Origin of the sequence: Actinacidiphila glaucinigra (assembly GCF_900188405.1) — a bacterium.
GTDB classification, from domain to species: domain Bacteria; phylum Actinomycetota; class Actinomycetes; order Streptomycetales; family Streptomycetaceae; genus Actinacidiphila; species Actinacidiphila glaucinigra.
In genome coordinates this window covers 154282-168677 of record NZ_FZOF01000012.1, presented here as the reverse complement: position 1 = coordinate 168677, position 14396 = coordinate 154282, and the positions used below count along the sequence as shown (strand labels likewise).

The 14396-nt window shown below is 73.5% G+C and carries 9 protein-coding genes; 4 read left to right on the top strand and 5 right to left on the bottom strand.

What is annotated here, in order from left to right; translation table 11 throughout:
* The first annotated feature begins 91 nt into the window (after positions 1–91).
* The 4 genes from CHF15_RS23965 to CHF15_RS23950 all read left to right on the top strand — a co-directional run bounded on the left by CHF15_RS23965 (position 92) and on the right by CHF15_RS23950 (position 4625).
* Positions 92–997, top strand: coding sequence for a LysR family transcriptional regulator (locus CHF15_RS23965; RefSeq protein WP_089225923.1), 906 nt, complete (start codon positions 92–94; stop codon positions 995–997).
* A gap of 88 nt (positions 998–1085) precedes the next feature.
* A complete protein-coding gene (locus CHF15_RS23960) occupies positions 1086–2033 on the top strand; it encodes a hypothetical protein (RefSeq protein ID WP_089225922.1) in 948 nt (315 codons plus the stop codon).
* Positions 2034–2112: 79 nt separating this feature from the next.
* Positions 2113–3906 (top strand): glycoside hydrolase family 3 protein, encoded by a 1794-nt coding sequence (locus tag CHF15_RS23955; protein WP_089225921.1) that lies wholly within the window; start codon positions 2113–2115, stop codon positions 3904–3906.
* A 98-nt stretch (positions 3907–4004) separates the two neighbouring features.
* Positions 4005–4625, top strand: a complete 621-nt coding sequence (locus tag CHF15_RS23950; RefSeq protein ID WP_179279931.1) for a hypothetical protein — start codon at positions 4005–4007, stop codon at positions 4623–4625.
* Between the two features lie 53 nt (positions 4626–4678).
* On the opposite strand, the gene CHF15_RS23945 is transcribed toward CHF15_RS23950, so the two are convergent.
* The 5 genes from CHF15_RS23945 to CHF15_RS23925 all read right to left on the bottom strand — a co-directional run bounded on the left by CHF15_RS23945 (position 4679) and on the right by CHF15_RS23925 (position 14345).
* On the bottom strand, positions 4679–6088 hold the full coding sequence (locus CHF15_RS23945) for a S28 family serine protease (RefSeq protein ID WP_089225920.1): 1410 nt from the start codon (positions 6086–6088) through the stop codon (positions 4679–4681).
* A 136-nt stretch (positions 6089–6224) separates the two neighbouring features.
* The gene (locus CHF15_RS23940; RefSeq protein ID WP_089225967.1) at positions 6225–10001 is read right to left on the bottom strand and encodes an ABC transporter ATP-binding protein; all 3777 of its coding nucleotides are present in this window, start codon (positions 9999–10001) and stop codon (positions 6225–6227) included.
* A gap of 255 nt (positions 10002–10256) precedes the next feature.
* The gene (locus CHF15_RS23935) at positions 10257–11864 is read right to left on the bottom strand and encodes a thiamine pyrophosphate-binding protein (RefSeq protein ID WP_089225919.1); all 1608 of its coding nucleotides are present in this window, start codon (positions 11862–11864) and stop codon (positions 10257–10259) included.
* The gene (speB, locus tag CHF15_RS23930; RefSeq protein ID WP_089225918.1) at positions 11861–12823 is read right to left on the bottom strand and encodes an agmatinase; all 963 of its coding nucleotides are present in this window, start codon (positions 12821–12823) and stop codon (positions 11861–11863) included. The genes CHF15_RS23935 and speB overlap by 4 nt, the downstream gene beginning before the upstream one ends.
* Before the next feature lie 52 nt (positions 12824–12875).
* Positions 12876–14345: a sodium:solute symporter family protein gene (locus CHF15_RS23925; protein ID WP_089225917.1), complete on the bottom strand. Its 1470-nt coding sequence runs from the start codon at positions 14343–14345 to the stop codon at positions 12876–12878.
* Positions 14346–14396 lie beyond the last annotated feature (51 nt).

Genomic DNA, 14396 nt, shown 5'->3' with positions numbered 1-14396 from the left:
TACTCTTAAGCACCAGCGATTGTTGCTGCACTGTCGGATTCAGCGTTGCTGAACAATGCGCCCCTGGCGCCCGGAATGACGAGGTGAACGGATGCTGGACCTGGCCCGGCTGCGGGCGCTGCACGCCGTGCATGTGCACGGATCGGTGGGGGCGGCGGCCACGGCCCTCGGCTACACCGCGTCCGCGGTGTCCCAGCAGATCGCCAAACTGGAGCGGGAGACCCGTACGACGCTGCTGGAGCGGCAGGGCCGCGGCGTGGCGCTGACCGAGGCCGCGCAGCTGCTGGCGGAGACCGCGCAGGAGCTGATGGCGATCGTGGAGCGGGCCGAGGTCGCGCTGGAGGAGCGGCGCGGCCGGCCCACCGGGCGGCTGACCATGGCCGCCTTCCCGACCGCGGCGCGCGGTCTGCTCCCCGAGGTGCTGGCCGGGCTGACGGCCGCCCACCCGTCGCTGGAGCTGCGGCTGGTGGAGGAGGGCGCGCACCTGTCGGTCGACCTGGTCTCCCGCGGTGTCGTCGACCTGGCCGTGGTGCACGACTGGGACATCGCCCCGCTGCCCGCGCCCGAGGGGCTGGAGCGGGTGGTGATCGGCGAGGACCACTGCGACGTACTGGTCCCCGCCGGGCATCCCCTGGCGGCGCGCGCGGCGCTGGTCCGCGAGGACGTCGTCGACGAGCGGTGGATCTGCCAGCCGCCGGGGCACGTCTGCCACGACTGGCTGGTGCGGACCCTGCGGGAGGCGGGCACCGAGCCCGACCTGGCGTTCCAGGTCGCCGAGTACCAGACGCAGTTGGCACTGGTGGCGGCCGGGCTGGGGATCGCGCTGGTGCCGCGGCTGGGGCGCGGGCCGGTGCCGGACGGCGTGGTCGTGGTGCCGCTGGAGCCTGCGCCGGTGCGGCGGCTGTACGCCTTGTGGCGGACGGGGGCGTCGCGACGTCCGGCCATCACGGAGACGGTCCGGGCGTTGCGCGTTCACTACCCCCGGGTCGTTGCCTGACCATGGGCGGATGTCACCCACCCGCAAGGAACCGTTTCCGTACCGATCCCGTCCAACGGGCGTGCTGCCCGGGAGTCTCCGCAAAGCGGTGTCGGCCACGCTGCTGGCTGCGTCGCTGACAACCCTCTCCGCCGCCTGCGGCCCGCAGCAGCCCGCCACCGGCGTACCCCCCTCCGACAACGCCGGTGGCGGCCCCTCCCCCTCCGCGATCGCCTCCGTCTCCGCGCACCCGGCACCGTCCGCCTCGGCGTCCGCCGCGCAATCCGTCCCGTCCGACGGGACGGTCTCCACCCGCCGCGTGTACTTCACCGAGACCACGCGCGGGGTGCCCGCGGTGCACACCGTCCTCGACGGGGAACGCGACCTGAGCCGCTTCCCCGGCTACTTCATGAGGTCGGCACCGGAGATCGCCGACGACATCGCGCGGCGTGCCGCGCGGACCGACTTCTCCCGCTCGGTCCTGGTCGCCTGGACCCGGACCACCGGCTGCAACAGCACCAGGGACGCCGCCCTCTTCCGGAGCGGCGACCGGCTGGTGCTCGGCCTCGCGCAGACCCCGATGGGGCAGTGCCTGGTCGCCAACCGGGTGGTCGTCGTGTTCGAGGTGCCGCGCGACCGGATGCCGAAGCGGCCGCGCTTCGCGCAGGAGGAGAACACGCGGGCCGATCCGCCCGCCCCGGGGAGCACGGTGGCGTTCGGCGGCCTGGAGGACATGCGAAAGCCGGGCGGCCGGCGCAGTTCCGAGGTCACCTCGGCGCGGCAGCTCGACGCGTTCCTCGCCGGTCTGCCCCGCAAGGGGGCGGCCGCGCTGCGCGAACAGCTGGCGCGGCATCCGCGACGCGGCGACGAGCGGCGCTTCGGCTTCGTGCTCACGGGATGCGGGCCCACCGGCGCCGTCCTGACCATCGGCCGGCGGGAACTGTCGGCCGCGCCCACCGGGGACGAGACAAAGCGCTGCATCCAGGTCGAGCACTACGCGGCGGTGCTCGCGGTGCCGTCCCGGCTCGTCCCGGAGCGTGCCCAACTCATTGACTGACAATAACTTTCCGGCTAAGCGTGTGTGCTTGAAGGTTTCTTTCAGCACGCCCCCCACCTCCTGCCGGAAGGAGTCCGTCATGCACAGCAGTCCCCATCCGTCCCGCCGTACGGTGCTCGGTGCCGCCGCGGCCGCCTCCACCGCCCTCGCCCTCGGCGTCCCGGGCACCGCGAGCGCGGCCGCGGCCGACCGCAGACGCGTCCGTGCGCTCATCGACCGCATGAGCATCGAGGAGAAGATCGGCCAGCTCTTCGTCATGCGCGTGTACGGCCACTCGGCCACCGCCCCCGATCCGGCCGACGTCGCCGCCAACCAGGCCGAGATCGGGGTCTCCAACGCGGCCGAGCTGATCGCCAAGTACCACGTCGGCGGCATCATCTACTTCGCGTGGGCCCACAACACCCGCGATCCGCACCAGATCGCCGACCTCTCCAACGGCATACAGCGGTCCTCCCGGATCCCGCTGCTGATCTCCACCGACCAGGAGCACGGCGCCGTCGCCCGGGTCGGCTCCCCCGCCACGCTCTTCCCGGGCGGGATGGCGCTCGGCGCGGGCGGCAGCACGAAGGACGCACGGCGGGCCGCGGCCGTCGCCGGGGCCGAACTGGCCGCGATGGGCATCACCCAGGACTACGCGCCGGTCGCCGACGTCAACGTCAACCCCGCCAACCCGGTGATCGGCGTGCGCTCCTTCGGCGCCGACCCGAAGGCCGTGGCCGCGCTCGTCGCCGCCCAGGTGGAGGGCTACCAGCGGGCCGGGGTCGTCGCCACCGCCAAGCACTTCCCCGGGCACGGCGACACCGGCACCGACAGCCACTTCGAACTGCCGATCATCACGCACTCGCTGGAGGAATGGCGGCGCCTGGACGCCCCGCCGTTCCGCGCCGCGATCGCCGCCGGCATCGACTCGATCATGACCGCGCACATCCTGGTGCCCGCCCTCGACGACTCCGGCGACCCCGCCACACTCTCCCGGCCGATCCTCACCGGCATCCTGCGCGAGGAACTCGGCTACGACGGCGTGGTCGTCACCGACTCCCTCGGCATGGAGGGCGTGCGCCAGAAGTACGGCGACGACCGGGTCCCGGTGCTCGCCCTGAAGGCCGGCGCCGACCAGCTGCTCAACCCGCCGGTCCTGGAGACCGCCTGGCAGGGCGTCCTGTCCGCCGTGAAGTCCGGCGAGCTCACCGAGGAACGCCTCGACGAGTCACTCACCCGGATCCTCATGCTCAAGGCGCGGCGCGGGCTGCTCGACGACCCGTACGTCACCCACCGCGGCGTGGACCGGACGGTCGGCACCCGCGGCCACCTGGCCGACGCCGACCGGATCACCGAACGCACCGTGACCCTGCTGGCGAACCGGGGAGCGCTGCCGCTGCCCGCCCACCGCCGGCTGCTGGTCGTCGGCGCCGACCCGGCCGCGCCCTCGGGCACCGGCGGCCCGCCCACCGCGGTGCTCGGCGCGGCCCTGACCGGGCTCGGGCACACCGCGCAGGTCCTGTCGACCGGCACCGCGCCGGCGCAGGCGACGATCGACCGGGCGGTGGCCGCCGCGCGGGACAAGGACGCCGTGGTGGTGGCCACGTACAACGTCACCGGGGCGTCGACGGGCCAGATCGCGCTGGTGGCCGCGCTCGTCGCGACCGGCGTTCCGGTGGTGCAGCTCGCGATCCGCAACCCGTACGACGTCGCCCGGCTGGACGGGGTGGCCGCGTCCCTGGCCGCCTACGGCTGGACGGACGTGTCGATGCGGGCGGCGGCACGGGTGATGGCGGGCGAGGTACGGCCCACCGGAAAGCTCCCGGTGGCGGTGCCGGCGGCGGACGATCCGTCACGGACGCTCTACCCCGTCGGCTGGGGCCTGCGGTACTGAGCGCGCGGCGCGCGGCGCGGCCCCTCCCGCACAGGGGTCACGCCACCTATCCTGCCGAAAACGGGCAACTCGCCCGGGGGGACGGGTGGGGGGCCGCCATGCGCGTGTTGTCCGGACAGCTCCTGGGAGCGGCGTGGCTGGCCGCCGTGCTGCTCGCCGCCTGCTCGCCCGGCCCGGGCGCCACGGGGAGCGGGGCCGCGGGCCCGGACGTCTCGCCGGCCACGCACGACGCGGTCTTCCTCGACCGCGGCGACTGCGCGGCCGGCGACCGTGTGGGCGCCTACCGGGAGGTGGTGTGCTCGGACCCGGGCGCCCGGGCCCGCGTCGTCGGCCGGCTGTACGGGCTGCTGCCCGCCTCGCCCTCGCCCGCTCCCCCGGCCGCCGCGCGGGCCGGCGACCGCTGCCCGCCGACCACGGACTTCCTGCTCACCGTCACCGCCGCCCGCCCCCAGGGCTACGCCTGCATGCGCAACCTGACGGCCCCGCACCCCGGTGACCCGGGCGGGGGCGGCGGGCCCCGGACGATCGCGGGCGACTGCGTCTACACGTCCCGGAAGGGCCGGGTGAAGGAGACGCCCTGCGACGGTTCGGGCCCGCACGCCCCGCAGTTCCGGGTCGTGGAGCTGGCGCGCGGCCGCGGGTCCTGCCCCGCCGGGACGGTCCTGTACGTCGGGGTGGGCGGCGGGCCGGCGGGCGTGGGATGCGCCCGCCGGCTCTGACAGCCGGTCAGAAAGACAGCCGGCCAGAAGGGCAGCCGGTCAGAAGGGCAGGGTCAGAAAGGCAGCCGGCCGGCGGCCTCGGTGCTCCGGTCGAGCTTGGCGTCGAACGGCGCCAGGGGCCTGGCCGACTCGGGGTCGGCACGCACGGCCGCGGGGGCGACCCCGGCCCACTCCAGCACCTCGGCGGTGGCCTTCGCCCGGTCGGCCTCGCCCAGCGCGCCGATGACCGCGCCGTGGTTGGCGCCGGGCGCCCACATCACGTACGAGTCGTGCGCTCCGAGCGAGAGGCGGAACGGCTCGGCTCCCCAGGGGTCGTTGGCCCCGTACACGAAGAGCATGCGCTTCGCGTGGTGGCGCACCCAGGAGTCGACGTCGTCCATCGCGCGGGGCTGGAAGCGCATCGGGATCGAGCGCGGCACATAGGAGCGCGGCTGGTAGATCCCGGGGTAGCGCAGCAGGCCCTTCAGGTGCGGGGTGGCGAAGGTCGGGGCGCCGAGCTGGGTGCCCGCCTGGTAGTAGTACGGCGTGTAGTACTCCAGGCCCTGGTCGGTGTAGAAGTCGAAGCCGGAGACGGAGTCGACGAAGGAGTAGATGGCGTCCGTGGTGGCGGTCGCCGCGGGCACGTCCGCGCACTCCGCCTGCTGGTGGTACTGCCAGAAGGCCCACACCAGGTCCAGCACCACGTTCTCGTACGCCCTGTCCGCGCTGCCCACGGTGGTGAAGGTCAGCCCGTTGTCCGCGGCGTACTTCTGGTAGCGGGCGACGATCTCGCCCCGGCGCACGAGGGCCTCGCGCTGCACGGCGTTCAGCCGCGCCCGGCAGTCGGCGGTGCCGACGGTGCGGAAGAAGCGGGTGTAGGCGGAGTCCTCGTCGTTCACCACGTCGTTGGGGGCGACGTAGGCGACCGTGCCGGCCATGTCGTGCGGGTAGAAGCGGCGGTAGTACGTGGCCGTCATGCCGCCCTTGCTGGCGCCGGTGGCGAGCCAGTTCTCCGCGTAGATCCGGCTCAGCGCGCGGTAGATGCGGTGCTGGTCGCTGGCGGCCTGCCAGATGTCGAGCTTGGACCAGTCGGCGGGAGCCGGGCGGGACGGGGTGAAGAAGCGGTACTCCATGGAGACCTGGTTGCCGTCGACGATCTGCGTCGGCTCACGGCGGGAGGGGGTCGTGGAGAGCCCGTAGCCGGAGGTGTAGAAGACGGTGGGCCGGTCGGTCCCCTTGTGCAGCACGGTGATCCGCTGCTGGAAGGTCCCCTTGGACGGGTGCCGGTGGTCCACCGGCTGCGTGTAGTTCAGGACGAAGAAGCGGTAGCCGGTGACCGGCTTCTCCTCGATCAGGCTCATCCCGGGTATCGCCAGGATGCGGTCCTTGATGTCCGGCTCGTCAGCGGTCGCGGTGGCGACTCCACCGCCGGCGGTGCCTATGAGCAGCATCAGCGCCAGCAGCCATCTGAGCGCGTTGCGCATGCCCCCTCCTTCGGGGTTCGACGGGCGTCGCCCGTGAACCTATGAGGAGGAAGTGGCCCGCCGCCAGGGGGCGTTGGGCAAAGACCGGCGGCCCGGACCACCGGGTCCGGGCCGCGGACGCGACAGGAGCGGCCGCCTAGGCGACGGCCTCGCTGCTCTCGTCCTCGCCGACGAAGGTGCGCCACAGCCCGGCGTACCGGCCGTCGGCGGCGAGGAGTTGCTCGTGCGTGCCGTCCTCCACGACCCGGCCGTGGTCGAGGACGACGACACGGTCGGCGCGGGCGGCGGTGGTCAGCCGGTGGGCGACGACCAGCGTGGTGCGGCGTACGGCGAGCCGGTCGGCGGCGTGGTTGACCAGCGCCTCGGTGGCCAGGTCCAGGGCGGCCGTCGCCTCGTCGAGCAGCAGGACGTCCGGGTCGACCAGTTCGGCGCGGGCCAGGGCGATCAACTGGCGCTGTCCGGCGGAGAGGTTGCGGCCGCGCTCGGAGACGGAGTGCAGGTAGCCGCCGTCCAGCGTGGCGATCATGTCGTGGGCGCCGACGGCGCGCGCCGCGGCCTCCACCTCGGCGTCGGTGGCGTCCATCCGCCCGTAGGCGATGGCGTCGCGGACCGTCCCCTCGAAGAGGTAGGCCTCCTGCGGGACGACGCCGAGCCGCTGCCGGTAGGCGGTCAGGTCGAGTCCGCGGATGTCCTGACCGTCGACGAGGACGGCGCCCGAGGTCGGGTCGTAGAACCGGGCGACCATCTTGACCAGGGTCGACTTGCCCGCGCCCGTCTCACCGACGAAGGCCACCGTCTGGCCCGCGGGGATCCGCAGGTCGATCCCGGAGAGCGCCTCGGCGCCCTCCTCGATGTAGCGGAAGTGCACGTCGCGGAAGGCGATCTCGCCGCGCAGCCGGCCGACGCCCCGCGGGGACTCGGCGGGCGGGGTGGCGGTCGGTGTGCGCAGCAGTTCGCGGATGCGGCCCAGGGACACGGAGGCCTGCTGGTAGCCGTCGAAGACCTGGGAGAGCTGCTGGACGGGCGAGAAGAACAGGTCGATGTAGAGCAGGTACGCCACCAGGGCGCCGGCGGTGAGCGTGCCCGCGCCGACCCGCTGGGCGCCGACGATCAGCACCAGGGCGGCGGCGACGCTGGACAGCAGCTGCACGAAGGGGAAGTAGACCGAGATCAGCCACTGGCCGCGCACGCGCGCCTGCCGGTAGGCGTCGCTGCGGTCGGCGAAGCGCACGGCGCCGCCGCGCTCGCCGCGGAAGGCCTGCACGACGCGGAGCCCTGCGACGTGCTCCTGCAGGTCGGCGTTGACGACGCTGACCCGTTCCCGGGCCAGCTCGTAGGCCTTGACGGACTTGCGGCGGAAGACCCAGGTGGCGACGAAGAGCACCGGCAGGGTGGCGAAGACGATCAGCGCCAGCTGCACGTCGATGACCAGCAGCGCGACCAGGATGCCGAGGAAGGTGAGCACGCTGACCAGCGCGGTGACCAGACCCGTCTGCAGGAACGTCGACAGCGCGTCGACGTCGGTCGTCATCCGGGTCATGATGCGGCCGCTCAGTTCGCGCTCGTAGTAGTCGAGCCCGAGCCGGTGCAGATGGGAGAAGATCTTCACCCGGAGCGTGTAGAGCACCCGCTCGCCGGTGCGGCCGGTCAGCCGCGTGGAGCCCCACTGCGCCGCCCACTGCGCGACGACCACGGCGAGGCCCAGCAGCGCGGCCGCCCAGACGGCGCCGAGCGCGGCCTGCCGCACTCCGGAGTCGATGCCGTGCCGGATCAGGACGGGCAGCAGCAACCCGGCCAGCGCGTCCACGGCGACGAACACCAGGCTCAGCAGCAGGGGGCCGCGGAAGCCGCGCAGCAGACTGCGCAGGCCGAAGTCCTTCTCGACGGAGGCCGCCGCGTGCTCGTCGACGTCCGGGGTGTCCAGGGCCGGGGGCAGCGCGGCCACCTGCGCCAGCAGCTCGGGGGTCGCGGGCATCCCGGCCATGGCCGAGGCCATGCCGCCGGGGCCGCCGCGCACGGCGGCCGGGGTGGGCCCCGCCTGCGAACGCCCGGTGCCCTCGTCGCGGTGCCGGCGGTCCTGCGGCCACAGGGCCGCGGTCACGCCGCCGTCCGCGGGCGCCGCGGCGGCGGGACGTGCCGCCGGGTCCGCGACCGCTCCCTCGCCGGGCCACTCGGTCAGGGGCACGACCTCGCCCGCCGGGTCGTGCGTGACGACGTCCGAGCCGAGCTCGTCGGGGTCGGTGAGCAGCCGCCGGTACAGCGGGCAGCGTGCCTCCAGCTCCTCGTGGGTGCCCACGTCGACCAGCCGGCCGGCCTCCAGCACGGCGATCCGGTCGGCGAGGGCGAGGGTGGAGCGCCGGTGGGCGATGAGCAGGGTCGTGCGGCCCGCCATCACCTCGCGCAGCGCGTCGTGGATCTCCGCCTCGACGCGGGCGTCGACGGCGGAGGTCGCGTCGTCGAGGACGAGCAGCCGCGGGTCGGTGAGGATGGCGCGGGCCAGGGCGACGCGCTGGCGCTGGCCACCGGAGAGGGTCAGCCCCTGCTCGCCTACGACGGTGTCGTACCCCTCGGGCAGGGCGCTGATGAACTCGTCCGCCTGGGCGTGCCGGGTCGCGGTGAGGATCTGCTCGTCGGTGGCGTCGGGGTGGCCGTAGGCGATGTTGGCGCGGATGGTGTCGGAGAACAGGAAGCTGTCCTCCGGCACCAGTCCTATGGCGTCGCGCAGGGAGTCGAAGGTGAGGTCGCGCACGTCGCGGCCGCCGACGCGGACGGCGCCGCCGGTCACGTCGTAGAAGCGGGGCAGCAGCAGCGAGACGGTCGACTTGCCGCTGCCGGAGGCGCCGACGACGGCAACGGTCTCGCCGGGCTCGACGGTGAGCGAGAAGTCGTCCAGCACGGGGCGGGTGCGGTCGTAGCCGAAGCTGACGTGGTCGAACTCGACCGTGGCCGCGGCCTCGCGGGGCAGTTGCCCGGCGCCCTCCTCCAGGCTGGGGCGGGTGTCGATGAGTTCGGTGACGCGCTCGACGCCGGCCCGGGCCTGCTGGCCGACGGTCAGCATCATCGTGAGCATGCGCACCGGGCCGGTCAGCTGGGCGAGGTAGGTGGAGAACGCGACGAAGGTGCCCAGGGTGATCTGGCCCCGTACGGCCATCCAGCCGCCGAGCGCCAGCATGCCGACCTGCCCGAGCGAGGGCACGGCCTGCAGGGCGGGGCTGTAGCGGGCGTTGAGCCTGATGGTGCGCAACCGGCCGGCGAAGAGCCGCTCGCTGACCGAGCGCAGCTTGGACATCTCCTGCTGCTCCTGGCCGAAGCCCTTCACGACGCGGACGCCGGTCACCGAGCCGTCCACGATCCCGGCGACGGCCGCGGCCTGGCCCTGCGCGTACCAGGTGGCGGGGAAGAGCCGCTTGCGGCTGCGGTCGGCGATGAACCACAGGGCGGGCGCGACGGCGAGGGCGATCAAGGTCAGCATCGGCGAGAGCACGAACATCACGACGATCGACAGGACGAACAGCAGGACGTTGCCGATCATCATGGGCGCCATGAAGAGCAGGCCCTGGATGAGCTGCAGGTCACTGGTGGCCCGGCCGACGACCTGGCCGGTGTTGAGCTCGTCCTGGCGCGCGCCGTCCAGCCGGGTGAGCGAGTGGAACATGTCGGTGCGCAGGTCGTGCTGCACGTCGAGGGCGAGCCGGCCGCCGTAGAAGCGCCGCAGGAAGGTCATCAGGTAGACCACGCCCGCGGCGGCGATCAGCACGGCCGCCCAGGGGCCGAGCGGCTTGTCGTGCTTGACGATGACGTCGTCGATGATCAGCTTGGGGACGAGCGGCACCAGCGCCATCACGGCCATGCCGGCGAGCGAGGAACCGAGCGCGAGGCCCACGTTCCACCGGTAGCGCCAGCAGTAGCGCATCAGCCGCCGGAGCCAGCCCTCGGCCGCCACGGCCTGCCCGGCCTTCGCCTCGTCGTCCTTCGCCGCCACCCGGTGTCCTTCCGTCCCGTCCTGCTCGCCGGAGGATCACAACGCGCTGGAGTGCTGATTTCATCCTCCCGCAACAAAACTACGACGAAGGTCCGACAGCGCTCGGACGGAGGTCCTGGGACAAAGGGCAGCGAAACGTTTCGCCCGGGGGGACGGGCGGGCGCGGGCGGGCCGGGGCCCGCCCGGTCACCCCAGGTGGGTCGGCGCGAACATCCGCAGGCACGCGGGGAGCACGACCACCGAGGGGCCGGGCGCCGCGAGGGCCTCCGCGAGGTCGTCCCGGAGCCTCTCGGGGCTCGTACGGACCGCCGGGACGCCGAAGGATCCGGCCAGGGCGACGAAGTCCGGCCGGGCCAGTTCGGTCCCGGTGGCCTCGCCGAAGGCGTCCGTCATGTACTCGCGCAGGATGCCGTAGCCGCCGTCGTCGACGATCAGCCAGGTGACGGGCAGGGCGTACTGCCGGGCCGTGGCGAGCTCGGCGATCGAGTACATCGCGCCGCCGTCGCCCGAGACGGCCAGTACGGGCCGGGTGCGGTCCGCGGCGGCCGCGCCGAGCGCCGCCGGGAAGCCGTAGCCGAGGCCGCCGGCGCCCTGTGCGGAGTGCATCGGACCGGGCCACGCCGACCAGGCCCAGTAGGCGAGGATCGTCATGTCCCAGAAGCTGGGGGCGTCCTCGGGGAGGGCGTCCCGGACGGCGGCGAGCACGCCCCGTTCCAGGCCGAGGTCCTGGCCGTCGATCCGCTCCCGGACCCGCTCCAGCAGGGCCGCCACCACCCCGGGTGCCGCCGCGTCGCGGCGTTCGCCGACGGCCGCCGCGAGCGCGCCGAGGGCGAGCCGGGCGTCGGCGTGGATGCCGAGCGCCGGGTGGTTGGACTCCAGCTTGCCGAGGTCGGCCTCGACCTGGATCACCCGGCCGCGCGGGCGGAAGGTGTGGTAGTTCGAGGAGAGCTCGCCCAGCCCGGAACCGACGACCAGCAGGACGTCGGCGTCCTCCAGGAAGTCGGTGGTGTGCCGGTCCTCCAGCCAGCTCCGCAGCGACAGCGGGTGCTCCCAGGGGAAGGCCCCCTTGCCGCCGAAGGTGCAGGCGACCGGGGCGTCGAGCCGCTCGGCGAGGGCACGAAGCTCGGCCTCGGCCCCCGCGCGCACGACCCCGCCGCCGGCCAGCACGACCGGCCGCTCGGCACGGGACAGCAGCGCCGCGGCCTCGGCGACCAGCTCGGCGCGCGGGCGCAGCGGCCGCGGCTCGGCAGCCAGCTCCCCGACCGGCGGGACGGTGACGGGGGCGAGCAGCACGTCCTGCGGGATCTCCACCCAGACCGGCCCGTACGGCGCGGTCAGGGCCGTCTCCCAGGCGGCGGCGAGGGCCGAGGGGATCTGGGAGGCGGTGCGCACGGTGTGCACCGACTTGACGATGTCGCGGAACGACGCCTTCTGGTCGACGAGTTCGTGCAGGTAGCCGTGGCGGCCACCGCCGAGTCCGGCGACCGGCACCTGGCTGCCGATGGCGACGACCGGCACCGAGGCGGCGGCCGACTCCTGGAGCGCGGCGAGCGTCATGAGCGCGCCGGGGCCGGTGGAGACCAGCAGCGGCGCGGCGCCGCCCGTGACGCGGGCGTACGCGTCCGCGGCGAAACCCGCGTTGTTCTCCACACGCAGGCCCACGTACTCCAGCTTCGAGCGCCGCAGCGCGTCGAAGGCGCCGAGGGCGTGCTGCCCGGGCAGCCCGAAGACGGTCGTCGCGCCGAGCGCCGCCAGGGACTCGACGACCAGGTCGCCGCCGTTCCGCTCGCTCATGCGCGGCCCGCCGCGATCTGCCGGGTCATGATCGTGGTCAGCTCGTAGGCGGTGTGGGAGGCCGCGACGCTGGTGATCTCGGCGTGGTCGTAGGCGGGGGCGACCTCGACGACGTCGGCGGAGACCAGGTTGCAGGAGGCCAGGCCCCGCAGGATCTCCAGCAGCTCGCGGGAGGTGATGCCGCCGGCCTCGGGGGTGCCGGTGCCGGGGGCGTGCGCCGGGTCGAGGACGTCGATGTCGATGGAGATGTAGAGCGGGCGGTCGCCGATGCGCTCGCGCAACTGCTGGGCGACCTCGTCGGCGCCGCGCCGGTAGACGTCGGCGGAGGTGACGATGCCGAAGCCCATCTTCTCGTCGTCGGTGAGGTCCTGCTTGCCGTACAGGGGGCCGCGGGTGCCGACGTGGGAGAGCGCGGAGGTGTCGAGGACGCCCTCCTCGACGGCCCGGCGGAACGGGGTGCCGTGGGTGTACTCGGCCCCGAAGTAGGTGTCCCAGGTGTCGAGGTGGGCGTCGAAGTGCAGCAGGGCGACCGGGCCGTGCTTGCGGGCCATGGCGCGCAGCAGGGGCAGCGAGATGGTGTGGTCGCCGCCGAGGGTCATCAGGCGGGCGCCGGTGTCGAGCAGGTCGTCGGCGGCGGCCTGGATGGTCTCGACGGCCTCATGGATGTCGAACGGGTTGGCGGCGATGTCACCGGCGTCCGCGACCTGGGCGAGCGCGAAGGGCGAGGCGTCCTGCGCCGGGTTGTACGGGCGCAGCAGACGGGAGGCCTCGCGGATCGCGTTGCCGCCGAAGCGCGCGCCGGGGCGGTAGGAGACGCCCGCGTCGAAGGGCACGCCGACCACGGCGACGTCGGTGGTGCCGACCTCGTCGAGGCGCGGGAGCCGCGCGAAGGTGGCGGGACCGGCGTACCGCGGGGTGCGGGAGGAGTCGATGGGGCCGCGCGGCTCGGTGCTGCTCATGGGTAACTGCCTTCTTTCGTACGCTTCGTTGCGCTCTGCTCGCTTTGTGACTTTATCCGACCGGAACGGTCCCCTCGGCGGCCGGGACGGGGGTCCGTCCGGCCAGCCGCTCCCGCCAGGCCGCCAGCACGGCGGCGTCGGTCGGCTTGGTGGCGAGGCTCACCGCGACGTAGGCGACCAGGGACGCCAGAAGGCCGTAGTAGACGGGTTCGTTGGCGAGGATGCCCTTCCAGGCCATCAAGCCGACGACCGCCACGCCTCCGACCACGACCGAGGACAGGGCGCCCGGTGCGGTGCCCCGCCTCCAGAGCAGTCCGCCGAGGATCGGCACCAGCAGCCCGCCGACGAGCAGGTTGTAGGCCACGGTCAGCGCCTCGACGACGTTGTTCAGCGCGATGGCGATGCCGATGACGGCCACACCCATGATCAGGATGAAGGCGCGGTTGCCCGCCACCTCGTCGTGCGCGCCCTCGTCGTCCCGCCCGCGGCCGACCACGCCGCGCAGCCGCGACCAGATGTCGTTGTTGGCCACCGTGGCGCAGGCGATCAGCGCACCGGAGGAGGTGGACATCACCGCGGAGAGCGCGGCGGCCAGCACCAGGCCGCGCACGCCCACCGGCAGCGCGTCCTTGACGATGGTGGCGAAGGCGTCGTCGGCCGCAGCCAGATCGGGGTACAGCACCTTCGCGGCGGTGCCGATGACGGCGCCGGCGATGGCGTACACCAGGCAGTAGACACCGGCGACGGTGCCGCCGAGCTTGGCGACCCTGTCGCTGCGGGCGGTGAACACCCGCTGCCAGATGTCCTGTCCGATGAGCATGCCGAAGGTGTAGATCAGCACATAGGTGAAGATCGTCTGCCCGCCGATGCCCAGGGGCGCGAAGTACTCGGTCGGCAGCTGCGCCTTCATCTCCGCGAAGCCGCCCGCCTTGACCACCGCGATCGGCAGCAGCAGGACCAGCACGCCGAGGGTCTTGACCACGAACTGCACCATGTCGGTGAGCGTGATCGACCACATGCCGCCCAGCGTCGAGTACGCCACCACGACGGCGCCGCCCAGGACGATCGCCAGGGTGCGGTCCAGGCCGAACAGGACGTCGAAGATCGTCGCGTAGGCGATGGTCGAGGTGACCGCGAGCATGAGCGTGTACGCCCACATCACGACGCCGGAGATGACCCCGGCCGAGCCGCCGTAGCGCAGGTCGAGCATCTCGGAGACGGTGTAGACCTTCAGCCGGGCGATGCGGGCCGAGAAGAAGACGCTCAGCGCCAGCAGGCCGAGGCCGATGGTGAAGACCATCCAGGCGCCGGACAGTCCGTACCGGTAGCCGAGGCCGACGCCGCCGATGGTGGAGGCGCCGCCGAGGACGATCGCCGCCATGGTGCCGGAGTACATCGACGGGCCCAGCCGGCGGCCGGCGACCAGGAACTCGCTCTTGGACCTGGCGCGGCGCATGCCCCACCAGCCCATGGCGAGCATGCCGGCCAGATACGCGATGATCACGGCGTAGTCGACGGCCATGAGCCCTCCTCCATCGGTAGCGCGGGCGGAGCCGCTGGCTTCCTCTGCGGT